24 protein-coding genes are annotated in these 22,287 nt (G+C 67.6%); 11 read left to right on the plus strand and 13 right to left on the minus strand.

Features of this window, described 5'->3' with window-relative positions:
• Positions 1–36: 36 nt before the first annotated feature.
• Both QNO03_RS13045 and QNO03_RS13050 read left to right on the plus strand, forming a co-directional pair.
• Positions 37–933 carry an alpha/beta hydrolase family protein gene (locus QNO03_RS13045; RefSeq protein ID WP_289603591.1) on the plus strand — a complete coding sequence of 299 codons (897 nt, stop codon included), beginning with the start codon at positions 37–39 and terminating at the stop codon, positions 931–933.
• The gene (locus QNO03_RS13050) at positions 900–1,385 is read left to right on the plus strand and encodes a MarR family winged helix-turn-helix transcriptional regulator (protein ID WP_289603592.1); all 486 of its coding nucleotides are present in this window, start codon (positions 900–902) and stop codon (positions 1,383–1,385) included. The genes QNO03_RS13045 and QNO03_RS13050 overlap by 34 nt, the downstream gene beginning before the upstream one ends.
• Positions 1,386–1,447: 62 nt before the next feature.
• Here QNO03_RS13050 and QNO03_RS13055 read toward each other — a convergent pair whose 3' ends face one another.
• Positions 1,448–1,648 carry a hypothetical protein gene (locus QNO03_RS13055; protein WP_289603593.1) on the minus strand — a complete coding sequence of 67 codons (201 nt, stop codon included), beginning with the start codon at positions 1,646–1,648 and terminating at the stop codon, positions 1,448–1,450.
• A gap of 73 nt (positions 1,649–1,721) precedes the next feature.
• Between QNO03_RS13055 and QNO03_RS13060 the strand changes: the two genes are divergently transcribed.
• Entirely contained in the window at positions 1,722–2,312 is a 591-nt protein-coding gene (locus QNO03_RS13060; protein ID WP_289603594.1) for a GNAT family N-acetyltransferase, read from the plus strand.
• Here the strand turns inward: QNO03_RS13060 and QNO03_RS13065 are convergent.
• The 3 genes from QNO03_RS13065 to QNO03_RS13075 all read right to left on the minus strand — a co-directional run bounded on the left by QNO03_RS13065 (position 2,231) and on the right by QNO03_RS13075 (position 5,092).
• Positions 2,231–3,511: a glycosyltransferase 87 family protein gene (locus QNO03_RS13065; protein WP_289603595.1), complete on the minus strand. Its 1,281-nt coding sequence runs from the start codon at positions 3,509–3,511 to the stop codon at positions 2,231–2,233. The genes QNO03_RS13060 and QNO03_RS13065 overlap by 82 nt on opposite strands.
• Positions 3,512–3,625: 114 nt before the next feature.
• A complete protein-coding gene (locus tag QNO03_RS14680) occupies positions 3,626–4,450 on the minus strand; it encodes a GNAT family N-acetyltransferase (RefSeq protein ID WP_354003903.1) in 825 nt (274 codons plus the stop codon).
• A 165-nt stretch (positions 4,451–4,615) separates the two neighbouring features.
• Complete coding sequence (locus QNO03_RS13075; RefSeq protein WP_289603596.1) at positions 4,616–5,092, minus strand: MarR family winged helix-turn-helix transcriptional regulator; 477 nt, start codon at positions 5,090–5,092, stop codon at positions 4,616–4,618.
• Positions 5,093–5,138: 46 nt separating this feature from the next.
• Between QNO03_RS13075 and QNO03_RS13080 the strand changes: the two genes are divergently transcribed.
• A complete protein-coding gene (locus QNO03_RS13080; protein ID WP_289603597.1) occupies positions 5,139–6,053 on the plus strand; it encodes an EamA family transporter in 915 nt (304 codons plus the stop codon).
• Positions 6,054–6,064: 11 nt separating this feature from the next.
• Entirely contained in the window at positions 6,065–6,958 is an 894-nt protein-coding gene (locus QNO03_RS13085; protein WP_289603598.1) for a dihydrodipicolinate synthase family protein, read from the plus strand.
• Between the two features lie 159 nt (positions 6,959–7,117).
• On the opposite strand, the gene QNO03_RS13090 is transcribed toward QNO03_RS13085, so the two are convergent.
• Entirely contained in the window at positions 7,118–7,558 is a 441-nt protein-coding gene (locus tag QNO03_RS13090; protein WP_289603599.1) for a DUF3995 domain-containing protein, read from the minus strand.
• 416 nt (positions 7,559–7,974) lie between these two features.
• Here QNO03_RS13090 and QNO03_RS13095 point away from each other — a divergent pair, with 416 nt between their 5' ends.
• Both QNO03_RS13095 and QNO03_RS13100 read left to right on the plus strand, forming a co-directional pair.
• The gene (locus QNO03_RS13095; protein WP_289603600.1) at positions 7,975–8,322 is read left to right on the plus strand and encodes a 2-oxo-4-hydroxy-4-carboxy-5-ureidoimidazoline decarboxylase; all 348 of its coding nucleotides are present in this window, start codon (positions 7,975–7,977) and stop codon (positions 8,320–8,322) included.
• Positions 8,323–8,440: 118 nt separating this feature from the next.
• Positions 8,441–9,286 carry an HpcH/HpaI aldolase/citrate lyase family protein gene (locus tag QNO03_RS13100; protein ID WP_229946425.1) on the plus strand — a complete coding sequence of 282 codons (846 nt, stop codon included), beginning with the start codon at positions 8,441–8,443 and terminating at the stop codon, positions 9,284–9,286.
• A 43-nt stretch (positions 9,287–9,329) separates the two neighbouring features.
• Here the strand turns inward: QNO03_RS13100 and mdlC are convergent, their stop codons facing one another.
• The 5 genes from mdlC to QNO03_RS13125 form a co-directional block, all read right to left on the minus strand.
• A complete protein-coding gene (gene mdlC, locus QNO03_RS13105; RefSeq protein WP_289603601.1) occupies positions 9,330–10,922 on the minus strand; it encodes a benzoylformate decarboxylase in 1,593 nt (530 codons plus the stop codon).
• 12 nt (positions 10,923–10,934) lie between these two features.
• A complete protein-coding gene (locus QNO03_RS13110; RefSeq protein WP_289603602.1) occupies positions 10,935–12,158 on the minus strand; it encodes an MFS transporter in 1,224 nt (407 codons plus the stop codon).
• A 181-nt stretch (positions 12,159–12,339) separates the two neighbouring features.
• Positions 12,340–12,918: a dienelactone hydrolase family protein gene (locus QNO03_RS13115; RefSeq protein WP_289603603.1), complete on the minus strand. Its 579-nt coding sequence runs from the start codon at positions 12,916–12,918 to the stop codon at positions 12,340–12,342.
• Positions 12,919–12,926: 8 nt separating this feature from the next.
• On the minus strand, positions 12,927–13,394 hold the full coding sequence (rraA, locus tag QNO03_RS13120; protein ID WP_289603604.1) for a ribonuclease E activity regulator RraA: 468 nt from the start codon (positions 13,392–13,394) through the stop codon (positions 12,927–12,929).
• 71 nt (positions 13,395–13,465) lie between these two features.
• Complete coding sequence (locus QNO03_RS13125) at positions 13,466–14,032, minus strand: TetR/AcrR family transcriptional regulator (protein ID WP_289603605.1); 567 nt, start codon at positions 14,030–14,032, stop codon at positions 13,466–13,468.
• A 127-nt stretch (positions 14,033–14,159) separates the two neighbouring features.
• Here QNO03_RS13125 and QNO03_RS13130 point away from each other — a divergent pair, with 127 nt between their 5' ends.
• Positions 14,160–15,683, plus strand: a complete 1,524-nt coding sequence (locus QNO03_RS13130; RefSeq protein WP_289603606.1) for an MFS transporter — start codon at positions 14,160–14,162, stop codon at positions 15,681–15,683.
• 16 nt (positions 15,684–15,699) lie between these two features.
• On the opposite strand, the gene QNO03_RS13135 is transcribed toward QNO03_RS13130, so the two are convergent.
• Positions 15,700–16,140, minus strand: a complete 441-nt coding sequence (locus QNO03_RS13135; protein WP_289603607.1) for a universal stress protein — start codon at positions 16,138–16,140, stop codon at positions 15,700–15,702.
• A 220-nt stretch (positions 16,141–16,360) separates the two neighbouring features.
• Here QNO03_RS13135 and QNO03_RS13140 point away from each other — a divergent pair, with 220 nt between their 5' ends.
• Positions 16,361–17,269: an SDR family oxidoreductase gene (locus QNO03_RS13140; protein WP_289603608.1), complete on the plus strand. Its 909-nt coding sequence runs from the start codon at positions 16,361–16,363 to the stop codon at positions 17,267–17,269.
• 623 nt (positions 17,270–17,892) lie between these two features.
• Here QNO03_RS13140 and QNO03_RS13145 read toward each other — a convergent pair.
• Positions 17,893–19,062: a TIGR04086 family membrane protein gene (locus tag QNO03_RS13145; protein ID WP_289603609.1), complete on the minus strand. Its 1,170-nt coding sequence runs from the start codon at positions 19,060–19,062 to the stop codon at positions 17,893–17,895.
• Positions 19,063–19,359: 297 nt separating this feature from the next.
• Here QNO03_RS13145 and QNO03_RS13150 point away from each other — a divergent pair, with 297 nt between their 5' ends.
• Together QNO03_RS13150 and QNO03_RS13155 are read left to right on the plus strand one after the other, a co-directional pair.
• Complete coding sequence (locus tag QNO03_RS13150) at positions 19,360–19,860, plus strand: DUF456 domain-containing protein (protein WP_289603610.1); 501 nt, start codon at positions 19,360–19,362, stop codon at positions 19,858–19,860.
• 42 nt (positions 19,861–19,902) lie between these two features.
• Complete coding sequence (locus QNO03_RS13155; RefSeq protein ID WP_289603611.1) at positions 19,903–20,658, plus strand: class I SAM-dependent methyltransferase; 756 nt, start codon at positions 19,903–19,905, stop codon at positions 20,656–20,658.
• Positions 20,659–20,661: 3 nt separating this feature from the next.
• Here QNO03_RS13155 and QNO03_RS13160 read toward each other — a convergent pair whose 3' ends face one another.
• Positions 20,662–22,134 (minus strand): S10 family peptidase, encoded by a 1,473-nt coding sequence (locus QNO03_RS13160; RefSeq protein WP_289603612.1) that lies wholly within the window; start codon positions 22,132–22,134, stop codon positions 20,662–20,664.
• Between the last annotated feature and the right edge of the window lie 153 nt (positions 22,135–22,287).

The following is a 22,287-nucleotide window of genomic DNA, read 5'->3' on the forward strand; positions in this document are numbered from 1 at the left end:
TATCCGAAACCCACTGTCCCGTGTAGATTACTTCGCATGCGAAATAACAGTGTGGCAGCAGTCACATCCGAACGGATCAGCATCCCCGTCCCTGCCGGTGGAGCGCTCGCCGGCACCCTGCGTCTGCCGGCCGACGCCGCGCCCCGCGCCGCCGTCGTGGTCCATCCCGCGACAGCTGTGGCCGAACGGCTCTATACCGGCTTCAGTGAATACCTGGCAGAAAACGGCTACGCGGTGCTGACCTACGACTACCGGGGGACCGGTGCGTCCGGCAGCCCGAGGGCCAACCGGAAGCTGCGGATGCGCGACTGGATGAGCCAGGACGTTCCGGCCGCCGCGGGCTGGATGGCCGAGCGGTTCCCGGACCTGCCGCGGCTCGCCGTCGGGCACAGCATCGGCGGCCACGCGATGGCCCTGAACAACGGCACCGACGGGCTGCTGGGGTTCGTGGCCGTGGCCTCGCACGCCGGCGTCACCAAGACCATCCAGGATCCGAAGGAACGGGTGCGCGTGGGACTGGTCCTGCGGGTCCTCGGCCCGCTCACCGGCCGGCTGCTCGGCGTTGTGCCCGGCCGGAAAATGGGGCTGGGCGAGGACATGCCCGGCGGTGCCATGCTCGAGTGGAGCTCCTGGTCCCGCCGACCGAATTACTTCTTCGACGATCCGAGCATGGACGCCGCCGAACGCGCCGCCGGGGTCAAGGCCGAGGTGCTGTCCATCGGCTTCAGCGACGACCTCTGGGCCACCCCGGGACAGATCAACGCCATCTACAGCCGGCTCACCAACGCCCCGCTGGAGCGGCGCACCTACACGCCCGACGACGCCGGGGTGCCCGCGATCGGGCACATGGGCTTCTTCCGGCGCGGGGTCCGAGACACCCTCTGGCCGCAGGTGCTGGCGTGGCTGGACGGGCGGATCGCGAACCAGCCGTGATGCGGGACGGCGGCGGGACGGACGGCGCCGGATCGCGGCGCCCGCCGCGGCTGATCTTCCTGACGCTGACCGCCGAACGCCGGCTGCGCCGCTGGATCGGACGCCGGGGCGAGGACCGCGGACTGAGTGCACCGGCCGCGGGGGTGCTGCTGTATCTGGCCACCCGTCCCGGCGCGAGTACCGGTGAGGTGGCCGAAGCGGTGGACGCCTCGCCGGCGGGGCTCAGCGGGCTGCTGGCCCGGCTGGAAAAGGCCGGGCTTCTCACCCGGGCACCGGATCCGGCCGACCGCCGGACCATCCGGGTGAACCTGACCGCCGACGGGAAGGCCGCGCTCGGCGTCGTACAGTCCGCGCTGGGCGAGCTGAACGGGAAGATCGCCGACGGGTTCAGCGCCCAGGAGCTGGCCGTCGTCGCCCGGTGGCTGCGTCACGTTGCGGAGGTACTGGACTAATGCTGGTCCGCGACGGACCACGCGAGAAAGGGAAGGTGCGGTTTCTTGCGGGTATGTCCGGCTCAGACCGCTCCCGAGCGGAATCCCCGGTAACCAAGTACGGCAGCGAGACCGAGGCAGATGGCGCCGGAGGCGTAGTCGAACCATTCCGAAGCGTTGCCGAACGCGAGTATCGAGAACATCAGCAGGGCAACCGCACCACAGAAATACATGATGGCGTCACTTGATCGGTCGTCGGATTCGTGGCCCCCGGGAATTGTCATGCAGGAAGAATACCCCGCTCCCCATGGCAAGCTGTGGAACTGATCTGGGGGCGTCCCCGCCTAGGATGGGCGCATGCGCCAAGACCCGAGCGACTGGACCCCAGCAGCTACCGAGCACCTGCTGCTGCGCCGCCTCGAAAACACCGATCACGATGCCGCCATCCGGATCCATGTTGACCCCCGGACCAACCTGCACAACCCCGAACCTCCCACCGGTGACGCGGCGGCGAAGACCCTGCAGGCTTTCCTCGCCCACTGGGAGCGCGAGGGTTTCGGCTACTGGGCGGTGGCCGAACGCGGTCAGCCGGACACGGTCATCGGGTTCACCGGACTGCAGCGGGCCCTGGTGGATGACCGGGAGATCCTGAACCTGTACTACCGCTACGACCCCGCCGTCTGGGGCAGGGGCTACGCCAAGGAAGGGGCCATCGAAGCCGTCCGCCGCGGACGGGAGCTGCTGCCGGAGCTTCCGGTGCTGGCCCGGATCACCGCCTCCAACATCGTGTCCCAGCGGACCGCGCAGGCCGCTGGACTGGAACGCGTTCCCAGGCTGGACCGGCAGTATGCCGGCGTGCCGGAGGTCTACTTCGCGCTGGGCTGGACGGGCATGTCTGCTGCCGACGCCGGTGAGCCCTCCGCGGACACCGGGGCGGCCAGCAGGTAAACCAGTGCCGCCACCGGCAGCAGCACACCCAGGCTGGTGAACAGCTCCAGTGCCACCGGACCCTGGCCGTTCACAGTGCCGGTGAGCATCATCGTGACGGTGACCGAGGAGAGCATAAACGCCGGCATCATCACCACCAGCAGCGCGATGCCACCGGCACGCACCCCGGCCCGCCGCCGTCGTACCGCGACCCACAGCGCCGGCAGCACCAGCGCGATCCAGACCCAGTGGTGGAACCAGGAAATCGGGGAGATCGCGAGCATCACCACGGCATTCGCGCTGACGGCGGCCAGCGTGTCGCCGCGCGCGTCCGAGCGGCGGATGGCCAAAAAGCCCAGCACGACGACGGCGGCCGAGGCCAGCAGCCACAGCGGACGCTGCAGCGCCTCGGGGGTGCCCAGATGCGCGATGAACGAATTCAGCGACACGTTGTACATGTCCGTGGTGTCGCCGACGCGGGTGGAGTCAAAGAGGGAATCGAGCCAGAACGTGCGGGACTGGGCAGGTGAGGCCAGCCAGCCGACGGCGACCGTGGCGGCGAAGGTGGCACCCATGGTCAGGATGGCCCGCCAGTCACGGCGGACCAGGAAAATCAGGCCGAAGGCCAGCGGCGTGAGCTTGATGCCCGCGGCGAGCCCGATCAGGATGCCGCGCGGCACCTTCGACGACGCCGGCCGGAGCAGGTCCGCCACGATCAGGAGCATCAGCATCGGGTTGATCTGGCCGAAGCCCAACCCCTCGCGCCACGGCCCGAGTACCCCGATCAGCAGGGTGGCGAGGACGGCGACCCCCGCGTTCCCACCGAGGACCGTGTGCAGCCGGGCGGGCAGAACCTTGTTCTCCTGCAGGTAGCGGGCAACGAGGAAGGCGGTCAGTACCAGGCAGGCCAGGGACGTTGCCGTCAGCAGGACCAGCCCCAGAGCTGCGGGCAGGACAGCGAACGGGGTCAGGAGCAGCGCGGCGAAGGGTGGATAGGTGAACGGCAGGCCGCGGGTATCGGTCTGCACCAGGCTCGGGTCGTACAGCTGGTGTCCGCTCAGGCCCAGGAAGGCGCGGGCACCTTCGCGATAGACCGTGAAGTCGAGGCCGTGGATCTGCGCGCCGAGGACCACCAGGACCAGGGCCACTGGCAAGCCGAGCGTGAGCCAGAGGATCCGGGTGCGGGTGCGGGACGCCGGGTCCGCCGTGGAGAGTGCCATGCCTGCCAGTTTAGAGGGCGGAGGTCCCGCCCCCGGGATGCGTGTCCGGCAGCCCGCCCGGCCCCGCGGCCGGGCTACGCGTCCGGCTGCGGGTCCGGCAGCACGCCCGGACCGTCAGCGCTTCAGTGGCTTGGAGGCCAGTGCGCGCTGTGCGGCCAGGATAGCGGTCAGCGTGCCGGGCGGGGACAGCGGAGGACGGGCCGGCGTGGGGGTGGGGGTGTCGGGGTCGGCGCCGGCCGGGGCCGGGTCCGGCGTGCCCGCATCGGCCGGGACGGCGGGGGCCTGCAGATCAAGGCGCATAAAGACGCTGCGGGGATCGGCCCGGTAATCCCCGAACGGTGCACAGGGAACAAATCCGTGCCGCTGGTACAGGCGCCGGGAGGAGGCGAAAAACTCCTGTGTTCCGGTTTCCAGCAGCAGGGCCACATAACCGCGCGCCCGGGCGTTCGTGATGATCTGCTGCAGGAGCAGCTTGCCCACTCCGAATCCCCGGGCGGCCGCCGTCGTGCGCATGGAGGTGATCTCCCCGTACTCGCCAGCCACGCCCCCGGGCACACCCGGAAGTTCCTTCAAGGCACCACATCCCAGCAGGATGCCGCCCTCGCGCACGGTCCAGAAGGTCACCGAGGAATCCTTCAGGAACGGCGGGGTAAGGCCGGCAGCTCCCGATCCCGGACCGGGATACAGCAGATCGCGGTTCTCGGCGAGCAGGGCCCGGACATCCGCCTTCGCCGGGTCGTCGCGGAGGATGTCTACCCGGCGCACGTTTTGCGCGGAAGGGCTGCCCGGTGCCGACGGGAGGGTGGTGCGGACGGGCAGCGACGGCAGCTGTGACTCGGGCGTGGTCCAGGCCCCCGGCGCGGCAGGCGGGGCCTGTCCCGGACGGCGGGCCGGGGGCGGTGTAGGGGTGAATCCGGGCATCTGTACTTCTTCCAGCATCGTGACGGTATTCCACGGGCCTGTGCGGCAGCCGACGGCCCGGCAGGGCACCGCCGTGGGCCTCCCACAGGGTCTCTTGCGCAGAGTCTAACCGCTGCCCGCCGCAACGGCGGACACCGGCATATGCAGACGTCATAGAGCCGTCCCGCAGGCGGAAGCAGACCGTCAAGCTTCCAGCTTGGCCAGCAGTGCCGCCAACACCTTCCGCTCGCTCCCGTCCAGGATTGCCAGCAGCCGGTGTTCGGTGGCCACATGGTCCGGAAGGGCGGCGTCGACGGCGGTCCGGCCGGCGTCGGTCAGGGTCACCTGCTTGCCCCGCCGATCCTCGGAACTCGGGGCGCGCAGCACATATCCCTGCGCCTCCAGCCGATTCAACCGCTGCGCGATGGCGCTGGAGGTGACCATGGAACTTGCGGTGAGGTCCTTGGGGCTGAGCGTGTACGGAGCGCCGGAGCGCCGGAGCGTGGCCAGCACGTCGAAGGACGCCGCATCCAGGCCGTGCTTCGCGAAGGTTGCCGCCAACTGTTCATCGAACCTGCGGGCCACCCGGGACAGCCGGCCGACGACGGCCATGGGAGACACATCCAGGTCCGGCCGTTCCGCCGCCCACTGCTCAAGAACCGTACCCACGTGATCGTTCATGGAATGCACCCTAGCAATTAACTAAGCACTTAGCTATGTTAGCTAAGTGCTTAGCAAACATCTGATCCTGACCGCGACGACGGCCCTTGCGCCGATCGTCTGGGGAACCACGTACATCGTGGCCGCGGAGCTGCTGCCGCCGGACCGGCCGCTGCTGGCCGCATTACTGCGCTCGCTGCCGGCAGGGCTGCTGCTGTTCCTGCTGGTCCGTCGGCTGCCGCGCGGCGGATGGTGGTGGCGCTCGGCGGTGCTGGGGATGTTGAACATCGGCCTGTTCTTCGCCCTGCTGTTTGTGGCTGCTTACCGGCTGCCCGGCGGGGTGGCCGCCACCGTGGGCGCGGTCCAGCCGTTGCTGGTGGCTTTGTTTGCCTCGCGGTGGATCGGCGAACGCCTGACGGGACGCAGGTTGGCGGCAGGCGTGGCCGGGCTGGCCGGCGTCGGGCTGCTGGTGCTGCAGGCGCAGGCGCGGCTGGATGCCCTGGGTGTGGCCGCCGCGCTTGGGGGAGCGGTGGCCATGGCGGCCGGGGTGGTCCTGACCAAGAAGTGGGGCACGCCTGACACGCTGCTGGCTGCCACCTCCTGGCAGCTGGTGGCCGGTGGATTGTTCCTGCTGCCGGTGGCCCTGCTGGTGGAGGGGCCGCCGCCCGCACTGACCGGCATCAACCTCGCCGGATACGCCTACCTCAGCCTGATCGGCACTGCACTGGCTTACTGCCTCTGGTTCCGCGGTCTCCACCGGCTTCCCGCTTCCAGTGCGGGGCTGCTCGGGCTGCTCAGCCCGGTGGTTGCGGCCGCCGCCGGCTGGCTGCTTGCCGGGCAGGTTCTCAGTCCGGGACAGTGCCTGGGTGCCGCCGTGGTGCTTGGGGCCTTGGTGCTGGCCGGGCCTGCCGGACAACGGCGCGCCACCGCGAGGTCGGCGGGGCCGCGTGATCTGCTGGACCGGTCAGTTACCCGATGCTGAAGCGAGGTCCCGTGTTCACCGGTATGTCCGCCTTTCCCCTGACGCCTGTTATCAACGACGCCGTCGATTTGGACCTGTTCACCGGGCTGGTCCACCGTGCGGTGAAGGCTGGGGTGGATTCCATCGGCGCCTTGGGCTCCACCGGCAGTTACGCCTATTTGTCCCGGGAGGAACGACGCCGGGTGGCAGCGGCCGCGGTGCAGGCGGCCGGGACGGTGCCGGTGATCGTGGGGATCGGAGCCCTGCGGACCTCGGATGTCCTGCGCGGAGCGGAGGATGCCCAGAACGCTGGTGCCGCCGGACTGCTGCTTGCTCCGGTGTCCTACCAGCCGCTGACGGAGGACGAAGTGGCCGGACTGTTCGAGGCCGTGTCGGCTGCCAGTTCGGTGCCGATCTGCATTTATGACAATCCGACCACCACCCGGTTCTCTTTTACAAACGAGTTCTATGCCCGGCTCGGTGCCCTTCCGCATGTGGAGGCCGTGAAGATCCCGCCCCGCCCCGTTGACGAAGCGGACCAGCGCATCCGTGAGGTGCGGGCCGCGCTGCCAGGCCGGATGGCTCTGGGGGTCAGCGGTGACGAGTTTGCCGCCCCTGCACTGCTCGCCGGCGCGGACGTGTGGTTCAGCGTGCTGGGCGGCACCCTGCCGGACCTGGCGCTCGCCATCACCCGGGCGGCGCAGTCCGGCGACGCCGAGACTGCCCGGCATTTGTCGGCGCAGCTGGCACCGGTCTGGGAACTGTTCCGGCAGTTCGGCGGCCTGCGCGTGACCTCCGCGCTGGCGGCGGAAATGGGCCTGCTGCCGAGGGAGAACCTACCGGCCCCGCTGCGGTCCCTGTCCGGGGACGTTCAGGGGAGGATCGGCGGGGTGGTGCGGACCCTACGGGGTTCAGCGGCTGGTTAGCTCAGGCGCATCCCGCCGCAGGACGCCGGTGTGGAAAACCGCACGGTTTGGGAAAACCCCTCCAATTTGGGAAATTCCTCCGCTGCGCAGTGGCAGGGATTTCCCAAACTGGACGGATTCCGACAAACCGGAGGGATTCGTAGAAGATCAGGTTGCCCCTCATCTGGGGCCTTCCAGGTGTTTCCGCCGTCCGGAATGGGAGAGCATCAGATAGCCCAGCAGCGCCACACCCCACAGCAGGAACAACGGGTCCCAGAGCCAGGCATGCCCAATCGTCGCCGTGCGGTCATATCCCGCAGCTGGACGGATCAGCCCGGCAAGAACGGCATTGCTGACCACCGTATTCGCCCCGCCGTAAAGCACCAGCACCGCAGCGCCCACCCAGCTCACCGCCCGCCATAGGCCCGGCCATCGGATCCGGCCGTACGCTGCCGCCGTCGGAATCACGGCGGCAGCGGCCTTGAGCAGGGCCACGAAGCCGAGCAGCAGACCGGTCCGCACAGGGGATTCGGTGGATTCCTGCACGGCCCACCGGCCGACGGTATCCAGCAGCCAGGGGCCACCCAGCGCCCAGTACAGGCTGAACCCGGCGTGCAGCACCCCCAAAGCGCACGCCGTCCAGAGGCAAGCGAGGCTGGCAAAAGGCAGATTGGGTGCCCGGAAACTCCCTGTTCGGTCCGGCATGACTTCATCAGCGCCTTACTCCGGTTGCTGAGTTCCCATTTTCGAAGAGTCGCGCGGCTGAGTCCACTGCCGGCGGAAGATCAGGCTCGCAGGGAGGGGAGCGATGATCAGCTGGGGGAAGCCGGGCCAGGCGCGGGCGCCGGCCGCATTCTCGTTGGGGCAGATGTCGACTGCTGGGAAACACAAACCCCGGAGGCGGAGTGGTGGGAAGTTCCTTGACAGGCATCACACGGGTGCACAGACTGACCAAAACATCATCAACTCCCGCCGGCGTCGGTCAAGGGTATCCAGCGCCGGCTGCGGACGAGTTCCGACCGAAAGCTGACCCACCCGTGCCTTTTGAAGACGTGCCGACGGACGCACCGGATTTCCTTACCGCGTTCAATACCGCTTCCCGGCGGGACGCGGAGGCGATGCTGCGCCCCTGCGCGGACATTCCCCGCTGGTACAACGAGGTGGCCGCTGCCCGCCCCTTCACCACGGCAGGGGAGTTGCTGAGCTTCGCCGAACTCGCCGCCCCGGACTTCACCGAGGCGGAGATTGACGCTGCCCTCGCCCACCATCCGCACCCTGGGGACCAGTCCGCCGGCACCGAAACGCAGCTCCCACCCCGGGAAGAGGCCGCCGCCCAGCTGCGCGACACCGCCATTCTCCGGCTCGAAGGACTGCTGGACGCATGACCCGTTGCTGCACCGGGGCGAGGGGTAACCGGCATCCGTGCCCCTTACACAGGTGACGGTAGCCACATGACGCCCGTCGCATTTTCGGAACCGCCAGCCGTGAAAGTAATGTCTACTTATGGCCCCTTTCCGAAACAGCCGCGCCGCTGCCCTTCCCGCAAAACTGTCCCGTTCCTGGCTGCTGGCTTCCGCCGCAGATGAAGCGAATTTTGCACCGGCGCTGGCGTCCGAGGCTGATTCGGTGGTCTTCGACATGGAAGACGCCGTTCCCGCGGAAGGCAAGGCCGAAGCCCGCGAACGCGTGGTCGAAGCGCTCTCCACCGGTATGACCGCCTGGGTGCGCGTCAACGGCATCGAGACCGACTACTGGGCCGATGACCTCGCTGCCCTTTCCAAGGCGCCGGGCCTGCGCGGCGTCATGCTGGCGATGACGGAAAAGCCCGAACAAGTCACCCACACCGCCATGCGTCTGCAGGCGGGAACCCCGGTGCTTGCCCTGGTCGAATCCGCCCTCGGCATTGAAAACGCCACCGCCATTGCCAGCGCCCCGGGCACATTCCGGCTCGCGTTCGGCGTCGGCGACTTCCGCCGCGACACCGGTGCTTCGGACGATCCCATGGCCCTGGCCTACGCCCGCTCCAAGCTGGTGGTCGCCTCCCGCGTCGGCCAGCTGCCCGGCCCGATCGACGGTCCCACCGTCGGCGCCCTGGGGGACAAGCTGCTGGAAGCCTGCAAGGTGACCCAGAGCATGGGTATGACCGGCAAGCTGTGCCTGATGCCCGAGGCCACGGACTTCATCAACCAGGGACTTTCCCCGAGCGGATCCGAAATCATGTGGGCCCATGAACTGCTGGAGGCACACGCCGCCGGCGCCGTGGTGGGTGACGGCTCCTACCTGCCGCGCCTGGCCCGTGCGCAGAAAATCTCCTCGTTGGCGGACTCCTACGGACTCTGGAACGCCTAGAACCTAGCCACAGCACCTCCGGTCAACGCGTTCTCCCGCTTGGTCAGAACGGGGAAACCGTGGTGATGGGGACTTCGATCAGGGTGGGCGCGTCCGAGCCCAGCGCCTTGGTGAACAGGGCACGGAGCTCGTCCAGGGTTTCCGCCCGGCCGGCGTCCACCCCGTATCCGGCGGCAATCGAGACGAAGTCAATGCCGGGCACGTCCAGCCCGGGAGCGTCCAGGGCATTGAGTTTTGCCGCGAACCCGCGGAGCGCCCCGTAGGTGCCGTTGTTCAGGATGATGAACACCGCCGGAATCCCGTATTGCGCGGCTGTCCAGAGAGCCGTGATGCCGTAGTTGGCCGACCCGTCGCCGATGAACGCGACCACCCGGCGCGTAGGATCCGCCAGCTGCACGCCCACCGCGGCGGGCATGCCGAAGCCGAGTCCGCCCGAGGCCGGGAAGTAATAGCTCCCGGGATGGCGCATGTCCGTCCGGTCCCAGAATGCGGAGACCGTCGACGTCGTTTCGTTTACGTACACGGCGTCCTCGGGGGCCAGTTCGTTGACCAGGTCGAAAACGGCTTCGGGTGCCAGCGGTTCGCCGGCCCGGGCAGCCGGTGCCGCGGCCGGCTTCGCACGCGGCGCGAGCTGTATGCCGCGCGGTGCCACTGCTGCCGCCAGGCGGCGCAGTGCGGGACCGATGGCGGCCACGAAGGCACGGCCCATGGGTGCGCGGGCGGCTTCCCCGGGGTCGCAGCTGATGTGCAGCAGCGAGGTCCCGTCCGGCAGGTAGTTCCCCGGCTCGTACTGGTGGTAGCGGAACACCGGGGCACCGATGACCAGGATCAGGTCATGGCCTTCCAGCAGGCGGGTGATCCCGGCAACCGACGCGGGGAGGACGCCGCGGAACGCACTGTGCGTGGTGGGGAAGGGGCAGCGCGACGCGGACGGCGCAACCCAGACCGGCGCGCCGAGGCGCTCGGCGAGTTCGACGGCGTCGGCGTTCCCCCGGGCGGAGTCGACGTCGGGACCCAGCACCAGGACCGGGCGGCGGGAGGCATTGAGCGCCGCCACCAGGTCCGCGAGCTGGCCCTCGGAGAGTTCGCCGGCCTGTTCCACCGTGCGGTCCGCCAGGTGGGCCTCCGCCGCGCCCGTCTCCTGCGTCCAGTCATCGTACGGAATGGAGACATACACGGGACCGGCCGGATCCAGCGCCGCCGTGTGGATGGCCTGCCCGATGGTGCGGACGACGTCGCCGGGCGAGGCTGGCTCGGCGCTCCACTTCACCAGCGGGCGGGGCAGCGAGGCGGCCTCCACGTTGGAGAGCATCACCTCCTGGCCGATCGTGTCGCGGACCTGCTGGCCGGCCGTGATCACCAGCGGGGTATGCGAATACCAGGCATTCGTCAGGGCGCCCATCGCATTGCCCGACCCGGAGGCCGCGTGCAGGTTGACCAGCGCGGGCTGCCGCGTCGCCTGCGCGAAACCGTCCGCCAGGCCGGCGACCACGCCTTCGTGGAGTCCGAGGATGTAGCGGAAGTCCTCCGGCATGGCGGCCAGGAAGGGCAGCTCGTTGGATCCGGGATTGCCGAAAATGGTGGTCAGGCCGTGCCTGCGCAGGAGCTCGTAGGTGGCGTTGCGGACAGTCGTCATGGTGGTGCTTTCCTATCCTGCCGGTGCCGCCACGGGCTCGTCGGCTCCGCGCTTTGCCTTCGGGACAACGGACACCGCCACGAGTCCAAGGACGGCCGCCGCAGCGAAGACATAGAAGCTGAAGGGGTAGGCGAGGTCGGCGGCCACCAGCGTGCCCGTCAGCCAGGGTCCCGTGATGGCGCCAAGACGCCCGACGGCGGACACGAAGCCCATGCCGGACGCGACGATGTGGCGGGGGTACAGGTAGCCGACGAAGCCGTAGACCAGCACCTGGGCGCAGAAGACAAAGAAGCCGGTGACGAGGACGACGCCGTTGAGCACCAGCTGGTTCTCCATCCGGATGCTCAGGATAACCAGCAGCACGGCGGCGGACGCGAACCAGAACATGGTGGTGCCCTTGACGCCGCGGCGGTCGGCAACGCGGCCGCCGGTGAGCAGGCCGGCAATGGCGCCGACGTTCAGGACCAGGAGCAGCACCAGGGAATCCGCCACGTTGTAGCCGGCTTGGCGCATCAGCTGCGGCAGCCACGTATTCAGTCCGTAGACCAGGAGCAGGCCCATAAAGGCCGCAACCCACAGGCCCAGGGTGATCCGCAGGTACGGCTTCCTCAGCAGGTCACCAACCCGGACTTTGGGTGCTGCCGCTTTATCGGCCTTGACGGCTTTGACCACGGGGGAGGTTTCCGGCAGCTTCGCCCACATCAGCGGAACGGCAAGAAGCCCGAGGATGCCGCCGGCGTAGAAGAGCCACTGCCAGTTCGCTCCCACCAGGAGTGCCACCACTGACGCGGCGACAGCGCCGACGTGGTAGCCGGTCATGGTCAGGGTGCTGGAGTGAGCCTTGCGCTCACTGGAGGATGCTTCCTGCATGGCGGTGATGGCGATGGGCATGCAGCCGCCCAGGCCCAGACCGGCCAGGAGGCGCAGGAGGCCCATGGTGGCCACGGTCGGCATCAGGGGGAACAGCAGCGTGAAGATGGAGAAGAGTAAAACGCAGATGATCAGCGGAAGCCGGCGGCCGAAGCGGTCGGAGATGGGGCCGATCAAGGCTGCGCCGATGCCGACGCCCACCAGGGAAATCGTTGCGACGAAGGTGGCCCCTGCTGCGTTGATGCCGGCGTGCTGGGTGTCCAGAAGGGTGGGGATCGAGGCGCCCAGCGCCACCAGATCGAAACCCTCGAAAACGACGGTGAGCCAGCAAAGAATGACTACCCATTTCCGGTTCTGTGTTTGCATGATCGTGAACGTCCTTGGTCTACGAGGTGGTGCAGTCGTTGGGGTGCGGTGAGATGCCCGCCACACTTCCAATAAATAAAGGTGGCAGACTGCGCCGACCATGTCCATTCACCGTGCGGCACTACCCGCAGGTGGTCGGTGCCGCTGCGTAGGTGCTGCGGTCCCCGGACCGGACGACCTGCTAGCCCACCCGGTCCAGGAACTGCAGCACCATCCGGGTCAGGGCAAACGCGTGATCCATGTCGTAATCAGGCAGGCTGATGTCCGCGAACAGGTGCGCGGTGCCTGGATACAGGATCAGTTCGGCATTCGGTGTGGTGGCGGCCAGGTTTTCCGCCGCGTCCAGGTCGCCGCTGTCGACGAATTCTTCATCGGCGTCCATGCCGTGGATCTGCACCGGCACATCGGCCGGCCAGGTGTCAGCGAAGGCGCCAAGCGGCACGCAGCCGCTGACCAGCACCGCGCCACGGGCACCGGGGCGGGTCTGCGCCAGACACTGGGCCGGTATCACGCCGAGGGAGAAGCCGATATAGACCATTTCCTCCGGAAACCGGTTCGCAATACTGACGCCCAGTTCTTCGATGGTGTCCATGCCGATCTCTTGGGCGTAGGCCACCCCGTCGGACAGATCGGTGAAGGTGCGCCCGTCATAGAGATCGGGCACCGTCACCGTGTGGCCGGCTTCGCGCAGGACCTCGGCGAAGGCGTCCATGCCGGACGTCAGGCCGAGGGCGTGGTGGAACAGCAGGACGTTGGCCATTGGGGCTCCTAGGGTTCGACGAGGATCCCGTCCTCGTCGGCGTAGAGCACGGCGCCGGGACGGAACGTGACGCCGCCGAACTCTACGGGCACATCCATCTCGCCGACAGAGTTCTTGGCGCTCTTGCGCGGGTTGGATCCCAGCGCCTTCACCCCCAGCGGCAGCTTCGCGACGGCGGCGCGGTCGCGGATGGCGCCGTTGATGACGACGCCGGCCCAGCCGTTCTCCACGGCGGCGGCCGCGATCATGTCCCCCATCAATGCGGTGTTCAGCGACCCGGCGCCGTCGATCACCAGCACCGCGCCCTCCCCGGGGGAGTTCAGCAGGGACTTGACCAGCCCGTTGTCCTCCAGGCAGCGGACGGTGCGGACCGGTCCGGTGAAACCGATGTGCCCGCCCAGGTCCTGGAACTGCAGGGATACCGAGGCCAGGTCGTCTCCGCGCTCGTCGTACAGGTCAGCTGTGCTTGTTTCCATGCCCCTAGAGTGACAGATGCCACATGCCGAGTCCGCCCTGCCACGCCGGGCAATCGCGGGGAAGGGGCGGGTTACGCCCGCGCCTGCTGCGCGTGGGACTTGAGCAGGTCCACCACTTTGAGCAGTTCGGGAACCGAGCGGGAGCGGGTGTCCCGGGTGTCCTGCGGCCAGCCGCCGGGCAGTCCCTCGTTGTAGTAGAGCCCGTCCGCGAGCAGCATAACCGCCCGGGAAATGGCCGGATCGCCGATCTCCTGCTGGACCAGGTCGAACCAGCTGCGGTGGATCTCCTGCAGCAGGTCCGATGCCGCTGTATCCGAGGCCTGGGCAAGGCGCACCACGGCAATCAACGCCCGGTCCAGCTCGCTGCCCACATACACGGAACTGCGGACGAGGTAGCGTGCAGGGCCTTCAGGGTCCTCACGCATGGTCCGCAGATCGGTGGCAGCCAGCTCCCGGAGCCTTTCGATCAGCGCGCTGGCCATCGCTTCCTTGTTCTTGAAGTGATAGAGCAGGCCGCCTTTGGAAACCTCGGCGCGCGCGACGACGGCATCCAGGGTGGCACCTCGCGGGCCTTCGTTAATTAGCAGGTCCTCGTAAGCGTCGAGGATGCGGTCCCGGGCGGGACGAGAGTTGGGCATGGTTTCACGCTACGCCATCGGCGGACGAAACTGCCGCAGATTCGCCACCGTACAGTCTAGACGGTACAGTAGATATTCGTATGTTTCCCGTGATGAATCCCTAACGTTGTTCCAGAAGGAGGTCGCTGTGCTGGCGGTCCAGGAAAATCCCACAGTTACGCGTGCAGGCACGCGCGAATGGTGGGGACTTGTCATCCTGATGCTGCCCGTGCTGCTCGTTTCCATCGATAACAACGTCCTCAGCTTTGCCATCCCGTCGCTGTCGCAGGCGCTGGCGCCCACCGGCGTCGAACTGCTGTGGATTGTGGATGTCTATGCCCTGGTCCTGGCCGGCCTGCTGGTGCCGATGGGCAGCCTTGGTGACCGGATCGGCCGGCGGCGCCTGCTGATGATCGGCAGTGTGGGCTTCGGGGTCTTCTCCCTGGTGGCTGCGTTTGCGCCGTCGGCGGCGCTGTTGATCGTTGCCCGTGCCCTGATGGCCGTATTCGGTGCCATGCTGATGCCGGCCACACTGTCCCTGATCCGCAATATCTTCACCGACCCGTCCCAGCGCCGGTTTGCCGTTGCCATCTGGGCGGCCGGTTTCTCCGGCGGTGCTGCCCTCGGCCCGATTGTGGGCGGCATGCTGCTCGAGCACTTCTGGTGGGGATCGGTGTTCCTGCTGTCCATCCCGGTGCTGCTGCCGCTGCTGATCTTCGCCCCCATCCTGCTGCCCGAGTCCAAGGACCCCAGCCCCGGCGCCGTCGACCGGCTCGGCGTCGTGCTGGTTATGGGTGCCATGCTCTCCGTGACCTACGGCATCAAGGAATTTGCGCACGACGGCGCCGCGGCCGGCCTGCCGTTCATCGCCGTCGGCCTGGTGCTGGGCTTCCTGTTTGTCCGTCGCCAGCTGTCCCGCGAAAAGCCCATGCTCGATGTCCGGCTGTTCCAGAACCCGGTCTTCAGCGGCTCCATCGCCTCGAACCTGCTGAGCCTGTTCGCCATGGTGGGCTTCATCTTCTTCCTCTCCCAGCACCTGCAGCTGGTGGTGGGGCAGACACCGATCGAAGCCGGCCTGACCATGCTGCCCGGCCTGGTGCTGACCGTCATCGCCGGCCTGGCCGTGGTGCCCCTGGTGAAGCGTGTCCGCCCGGCGATCGTGGTTGCGGCCGGCCTGCTGTTCAACGCCGCCGGCTACGGCCTGGTCTTTGTTGCCGGTGAATCAGTGACCCTGCTGGAACTGGTGATCGCGTTCCTGTTCCTGGGAGTGGGCGTGGGTGCTGCGGAAACCATTTCCAATGACCTGATCCTGGCCAGCGTTCCGCCGTCCCGCGCCGGATCGGCTTCGGCCATTTCCGAGACCGCCTACGAGATCGGCTCCGTGCTGGGGACGGCCGTGCTGGGCAGCATCCTGACCGCTTCCTACCGCAATGGCGTCGAGGTTCCGGCCGGACTCAACTCCGAACAGACCGCCGCGGCCGGGGAAACCCTCGGCGGAGCGGTGGAAGCGGCCCGCGGCCTGCCGGGCGAGGCGGGATCGGCGCTGCTGCATTCCGCGCAGGCCGCCTTCGATTCCGGCGTCAACATCACGTCGCTGATCGGCATGCTCACCATGGTGCTGGCCGCCGTCGGTGCGGCCGTGCTGCTGCGCCGCGTTCCGGCCCACCGGTAGTTTCGGTCCGGCCCCGTCAGTCCCGGTGGGGACGGGCAATGAGCACCGGACAGTAGGCGTGCGCCGCCACAGTGGTGCTGACGGAGCCAAGCAGCAGGCCGGCAAACCCACCGCGCCCGCGGTTGCCCACCACCAGCATCTCCGCCCCGCGGCTGGCTTCCATCAGCACCCCGGCGGCCTGCCCGGACACCGCCGACTGGGTCAGGCCCTCCGGGGTGCCGTTACCTTCGAAGGCGGCTTCCACCGCCTCGGCCAGGCCCCGCTCGGCTTCCACCCGGGGCGACCATTCGGTGGTGGGAAACGGTGTGGCCAGCATTGCCGGAAACTCCCACACCGTGATGGCGTCAATGCGGCAGTCCAGCAGGTCCGCCAGCCGCCGGGCCAGGCGAAGCGCTTCCAGCGACTCCTCCGAGCCGTCCACGCCAACGACAATCCGCTTCCGGGTTCCCTCAGCCATGATGTTCCCTTCCAAGCAGTTGGATATGCAGCAGTCTGCGCTCCCGGCAGTGGGCAGGGCCAGAGCAGCGGCGATTTGTGCGGCGGAACGGCGGACTTGAGCGGAACCGCTCATCGGGCATAGGGTAATAAGCATGCTTACTTAGCGTGAGCTCCCGCCTTTTACGGCGGCCCTAGCCGGACCGCCCGAATGGACTGACCTACCGAAAGTGGGAACTTCTATGACAAACGGCAACAAGTCGGACCAGTACACCTTCCAGAACCCCGTGGACCGCTACCCGTCCATCGCGCCGCCCATCCAGGACCAGCCTGAGCCCGGCCTGGACAAGGACATGACTCCGCACGTGGACCATGGCGAGGACACCTACCGTGGGACCGGTCGTCTCGAGGGCCGCAAGGCGCTCATTACCGGCGGTGACTCCGGCATCGGTGCCGCAGTGGCCATCGCCTTCGCCCGTGAGGGTGCCGACGTCGCCATCTCCTACCTTCCCGAGGAGGAGCCGGACGCCCAGCACATTGCCGAGGTGGTCGAGAAGACCGGCCGCAAGCTTGTGAAGCTTCCCGGTGACCTGAAGGATCCCGAGTACTGCCGCCAGGTGGTCGAGGATGCCGTGTCCGCTCTGGGCGGGCTGGACATCCTGGTGAACAACGCCGGCAAGCAGATTGCCGTGGACAACCTTGAAGATCTCTCTGACGAGCAGCTGGACCACACCTTCAAGACCAATATCTACTCGTTCTTCCGGGTCACGAAGGCTGCGCTGAAGCATCTGCCGGCCGGCTCGAGCATCATCAACACCACCTCGATCCAGGCCTACGAGCCGTCCCCGAACCTGCTGGATTACGCCAGCACCAAGGCGGCCATCAACAACTTCACCAAGGGTCTGGGCCAGCAGCTGGCACCCAAGGGCATCCGGGTCAACGCCGTGGCGCCGGGGCCGTTCTGGACACCGCTGCAGCCGACCGACGGGCAGAATAAGGAAGACCTGCCCGAGTTCGGCCAGAGCACCCCGCTGGGCCGTGCGGGCCAGCCGACCGAGCTGGCTCCCGCCTACGTCTTCCTGGCGTCCCCGGAGTCCAGCTACGTGATTGGCGAAACCCTGAACGTCAACGGCGGAACCCCTTCCCCGTAACGGCTGCGGTTTCCCCCGCTAGAGCTGAGGCCCCGCATCTGCGGGGCCTCAGGTGTTTAAGCCGGTCAGCAGGCGGGCACAGCCTGGACTGCGCTGCCGATTTCCTACGGTTCGTGACAAGCCCTGCACGGCGTGGCGGAGGGATTGCCACAACTGTAGGGATTCCGACGAACCGGAGTCTGGAGCCGCACAGCATCCCACGAAGTGGTGCAGCTGGTGCCGGTGGGATCCCATGGGCCTCACAGGTCCCGCCGGCTGGGATGCTGTGCGGTCAGAGGAGCTGGAACGCCGCTATGCGGGCACTTCCTGGATTGCGCTGACCGATTCCCTCCGGTTCGTGACAAGCCCTGCACTGCGCGGCGGGGGGATTGCCACAAACTGTAGGGATTCCAACGAACGGTAGGGCGGTGCGCAGGGGGTCCCACGAGGCGGTGCAGTTGGTGCGGGTGGGATCTCACCAGCACCACCCGTCCCAGGAGCTGGGACATCCTGTGGGGCCTCTAGTCGGGAGTCTCAGCCGTCCCACCGGCTGGGAACCACTGCGCCCCTAACAGGCACCGAATGCAAAACGGCCGCTGCACCCGGAAACCGGGGCAGCGGCCGTTGAAACCGAAATCCGCGCCTTAGCGGACGGTGGTCTCCTCCGTGCGGAAGTCCGCACGGTCGATGCGGCGGTGGTAGCGCATGCCGGCCAGTCCGCCCAGGATGGCACCCAGCAGGGTGACGACCAGGCTTGCGGCAACGGCGATCCAGGTTCCGGCGTCAACGCCTTCCAGATCCTCCGGCAGCGGTGCCACGGAGTTCAGCTGGCTGATGCTGCGGATGTCGTTACCGAAGATCAGGCCCAAGATGATGACGACGGCGGCGGCAACCAGTGCCCACAACCAGACAGCCACGCCCTGCTTGGCGCCGTTGAAGCGGGCCATGCGGCCGGCGACGTATCCGCCGGCAAAGTAGGCGAGCAGCAGGACCAGCAGCATGATGATGGCACCGATGATTCCGGCGGACTGGTTGGCAGCCGCCGATTCCAGTGCCGCGCCGAGGTTGGTTTCAGCCGAAAGACCCACGGCCGCGCCGATCGCTGCAGCCAGTGCCGAAAGCAGCACAACCATTCCCGTAGCGGTCAGCCAGCCGAAGAACGCTGCACCGAACTTGAAGCCGCCGAAGCGTTCCTTCTCCCGGGCAAGCAGCGCCTCGCGGTTCGGCAGGGATGCCTCGCGGGTGTGGACGGCGTCCCGGCCATCGTTCCGGCCGTCGCGGTCGCGCACGACGTCGGCGTCGCGGTCCCGTACGACATCGCGGTCGTCGTTGCGCACGTCGTCGTTACGCATATCGGCAGTACCGTGGGCGGTTGCGTGCCGGTCCGTGCGGTCAGCGTCGCTGTCGCGGTGATCCCGGACGGCGGAAACCGAAGTGGCGCCCCGGTGTTCGCCGGTGCCGTCCTGGTCGGCGGAACCGGCGGAACCCGTGGCGACAGGTGCGACCCGGGTACGGGTGTCATCGGCATCGCTGACGGGTGCGGTCCGGGCGGTTTCGTCCGGGTAGCCCGCTGCCGGTTCGGCTGCGTGGCTGCCCGATCGGCGGCCGGAGGTCTGCAGCGGAGCAGCGGGAGCCGTGGCGGCGTCGGTGTCCATTGCCCGGGTGGCGGTGCTCTCGTCCCGGTGTCCGTCGGCAACAGCCTGGCTGTCGTCGATGGGTGCCGGCCGCTCGGTGCGGTCCCGGAAGGGGCCGCCGTCGGAGGCGCCGCGTCCGGGTGTGGAAGCTTTTGCGGTGTTCCCTGGTTCGGTGCTCATTTACTGCTCTCCTGTTTTCCGTCCGGTGAATCGGGCTGAAGATGCCACCATATAAGCATCCTTAGTATTTACTCCACCCGGCCGCGCCGGGTGTGTGACACGCCACGCCGGGGATTCAGGGCCGGCGGATCGCGTAAACGCTACCGTTCGGGAAAAACCGACCAGTTTGGGAAATCCCTGCCACTGCGCAGCGGAGGGATTTCCCAAACCGGCAGCAGGATCCCAAACCGGCAGGCCGAAACCACCCCCGGACTGCAAATGCGCCCGGGGTAGAACCGCTGATGAAAGACTGGAGAAATGGATCCCGACCTTCTTGTAACTAGTGCCGCCGCCCTGGTAATTGCCGTGGGCCTGACCGGCATTGTGGTGCCCGTGCTTCCGGGCAGCATCCTGATCATCATTGCCCTGCTGGGCTGGGCACTCGGGGTTCAGAGCGCTGCCGGCTGGTGGGCCTTCGGGATCGGGGCGGTGCTCCTGATCGCCGGCATGCTGTCCAGCGCGTTCCTCACGGGACGCCGGCTCAAGGAGCGGCAGATCCCCACCCGCTCCATCGTGGCCGGGGTGGGCCTGGGCATTGTCGGTATGTTCACCATTCCCGCCGTCGGCCTGTTCATCGGGTTCGCCGCCGGGCTGCTGCTCAGTGAATGGCTCCGCAAGCGGGACCTGTCCGCCGCGTGGTCCTCGAGCGTGGCAACACTAAAGGCAATGGGCATCGGCATCCTGGCGGAACTGGCACTGGCGCTGACCGCAAGTGCCATCTGGGGCGGAGCCGTCTGGCTGCACTTCGCCACCCGGTAACACCGTTCCCCCGGGTGATCCGCTTGGGTAGGGTCTGGCGTTATGAGCGAGCCGCCGATCTACCGCAGCCTGCGGTCCGTTGATGATCTCCTGAGGCTGATGGACGGGCTGTTTGGCCGTGATTCGGTCCGCTGGACCAACGACGCCGGCAGCACCTGGTGGAACAGGTTCTATGCTGACCGGACCCGGCCCGTCCCGTTCTTCGCCGACAAACCCGATGAGAATCTGGCACGGTGGGTAAACGACGAAGTGTTCGCGCCGACGAGGGTACTGGACATCGGTTCGGGTCCCGGCCGCAACGCCCTTTTCCTAGCGGAAAACGGTTACACGGTGGATGCCGTGGACCTCTCCTCCGAGGCCGTGGCATGGGGCCGGGAGCGTGCCGCAGCCCGGCGGCTGGAGGTGTCATTTACCTGTGGCGACGCCTTTGCCCTGCCGACGGAGGCGCTTTCAGGAACGTACGGAGTGGTCTACGACTCAGGCTGCCTGCATCACCTTCCCCCGCACCGCCGCATCAGCTACCTGCAACTGCTGCAGCGCACCCTAGCGCCCGGCGGCTATCTGGGGCTGGCCTGTTTTGCCCGGGGCCGGATGGGCTCCGAAGCTCCCGACGAACAGCTCTACATGGACGGGACATTCGAAGCGGGAATCGCTTTCAGTCCCGACGACCTGCGGTGGGTCTTTGCGGACTTCGAGGAAATCGAAATCCGCCCCATGGCAGCTCAGGAACCGGACTCACCATGGTTTGGGGAATCCTTCCTGCTCACCGCGCTGTTCCGCCGCCCGCCGGAGGGCTGAACCCTAGCCCGCGGTCACAAACCCCGCCAGGTTCCGCAGCTGGTCCGCACGGCAGCCGGGGTTCACGTACATCATGTGCCCGGCCTCGTAGTAGTGGTGGGTGAAGCGGGACCGTGCTTCCTCGGTCAGCCGCAGGTGCGCCCAGACGTACTCCGCCGCGAAATGCGGCGTGGCGCCGTCGTAGTAGCCGTAGTCCACATGCACGCGCATCGCCGGGTTGTGCGCCAGCAGCCGTTCCAGCGTGCCGGTGACGTCCACGGGCACACCCTCGAAGGACTTGTAGCTCCACGGCTGGACCCGGGCGCTGAGGATTTCGTACGGGAGGTCGTTCTCGTATCCCAGTTCCGCACGGAGATAGTGGTTGATGGCCGCGGAGTAAGGCCCGTTGATGGCCGCCAGGCTGGGATCATCCCAGTTAATGGAAGCCTGCGGGTCCTCCGCGGGGGCGGTAAAGCGGCCGTCAATGCGCCCCACCGCCAGGTTCTCGCCGCGCAGCAGCTCCGCGGAGAACTGGGAGTAGTCCCAGCGCAGGTTGGTGCGGCGGATGAACCCCTCACTCAGAGTGGTGATCTCCGCCAGGCGGGCGACGACGTCGTGAAATTCCTGGGCACTCAGCCGCGCACCCTGGGTCAGGGCGTACCCGTACTCCCGCGCTGCGAACTCTTCGGCCCCGCGCACGACGTCGGCCAGCTCCCGGCCCGGAAGGCGGCCGTGGAAGTGCGCGATGGCGGCATAGGTCGGCAGGTGCAGGGCGTAGGGGGTGTCCCGGCCGGGCGCGAAATCCAGGGTGGCCAGGTTCAGCACCGTGGAAATCAGCCCCAGGCCGTTGACCGCCAGTCCGTAGGCATCGAAGAGCTTCCCGGCGACGGCCACGGCGCGCAGGGTGCCGTAGGACTCGCCCACCAGGTACTTCGGGCTCAGCCAGCGGTTGTTGCGTGTGGTCCAGAGCCGGATCACCTCAGCCACCAGGTCCCTGTCCTCCTCGAACCCGTGGAACTCGGCGGCGTCATTGCCGTCCACCACGCGGGAGAAACCGGTGTTCACGGGATCGATCAGAACCAGGTCCGCATGCTGCAGCAGGGTCTGCGGATTGTCCACCAGGTCAAACGGGGGAGGGGTCAGCGCGCCGGCGTCCCCGGAATCCACCATCCGCGGTCCCAGCAGACCCATGTGCAGCCAGACCGAGGAGGAACCCGGGCCGCCGTTGAAGGCAAAGACCACCGGACGGCGGTTGGGTCCGGTCTCGGGAGCATCCGCGGTGTAGGCGACCAGGAAAATCTCGGCCTTGGGCAGGAAGCCGTCCGATTTCCCGTCCTTAACCTCTTCCTTGCGGAACACCATCCGCCCGGTGGTGGTGGTGTAACCGAGGCCGGACGGCAGCGTGTGCCGGCGGACGGCGAAGTCGTCGGTGACGTCCGTGGCAGGAGCCGTTTCCGGGCCGGGAGCGGGAGTTTCAGTGTGTTCCGAGGAGACCATGGCAAGGACACTACCGGTGCGGCTGGAGAAAAAGAGGGAGGAAAACGGTGCGGTTGCTGCCTGTGTCGGCCAAGTGGTCTGCCTACTCTTCCGTGGGTACCGGCACGGGTCTACGTTGGAACCACCGTGACCGGCCACGGCGCCCCGACAGCG

This window comes from Arthrobacter sp. zg-Y877 (genome assembly GCF_030373105.1).
In the GTDB taxonomy this organism is placed as follows: domain Bacteria; phylum Actinomycetota; class Actinomycetes; order Actinomycetales; family Micrococcaceae; genus Arthrobacter_B.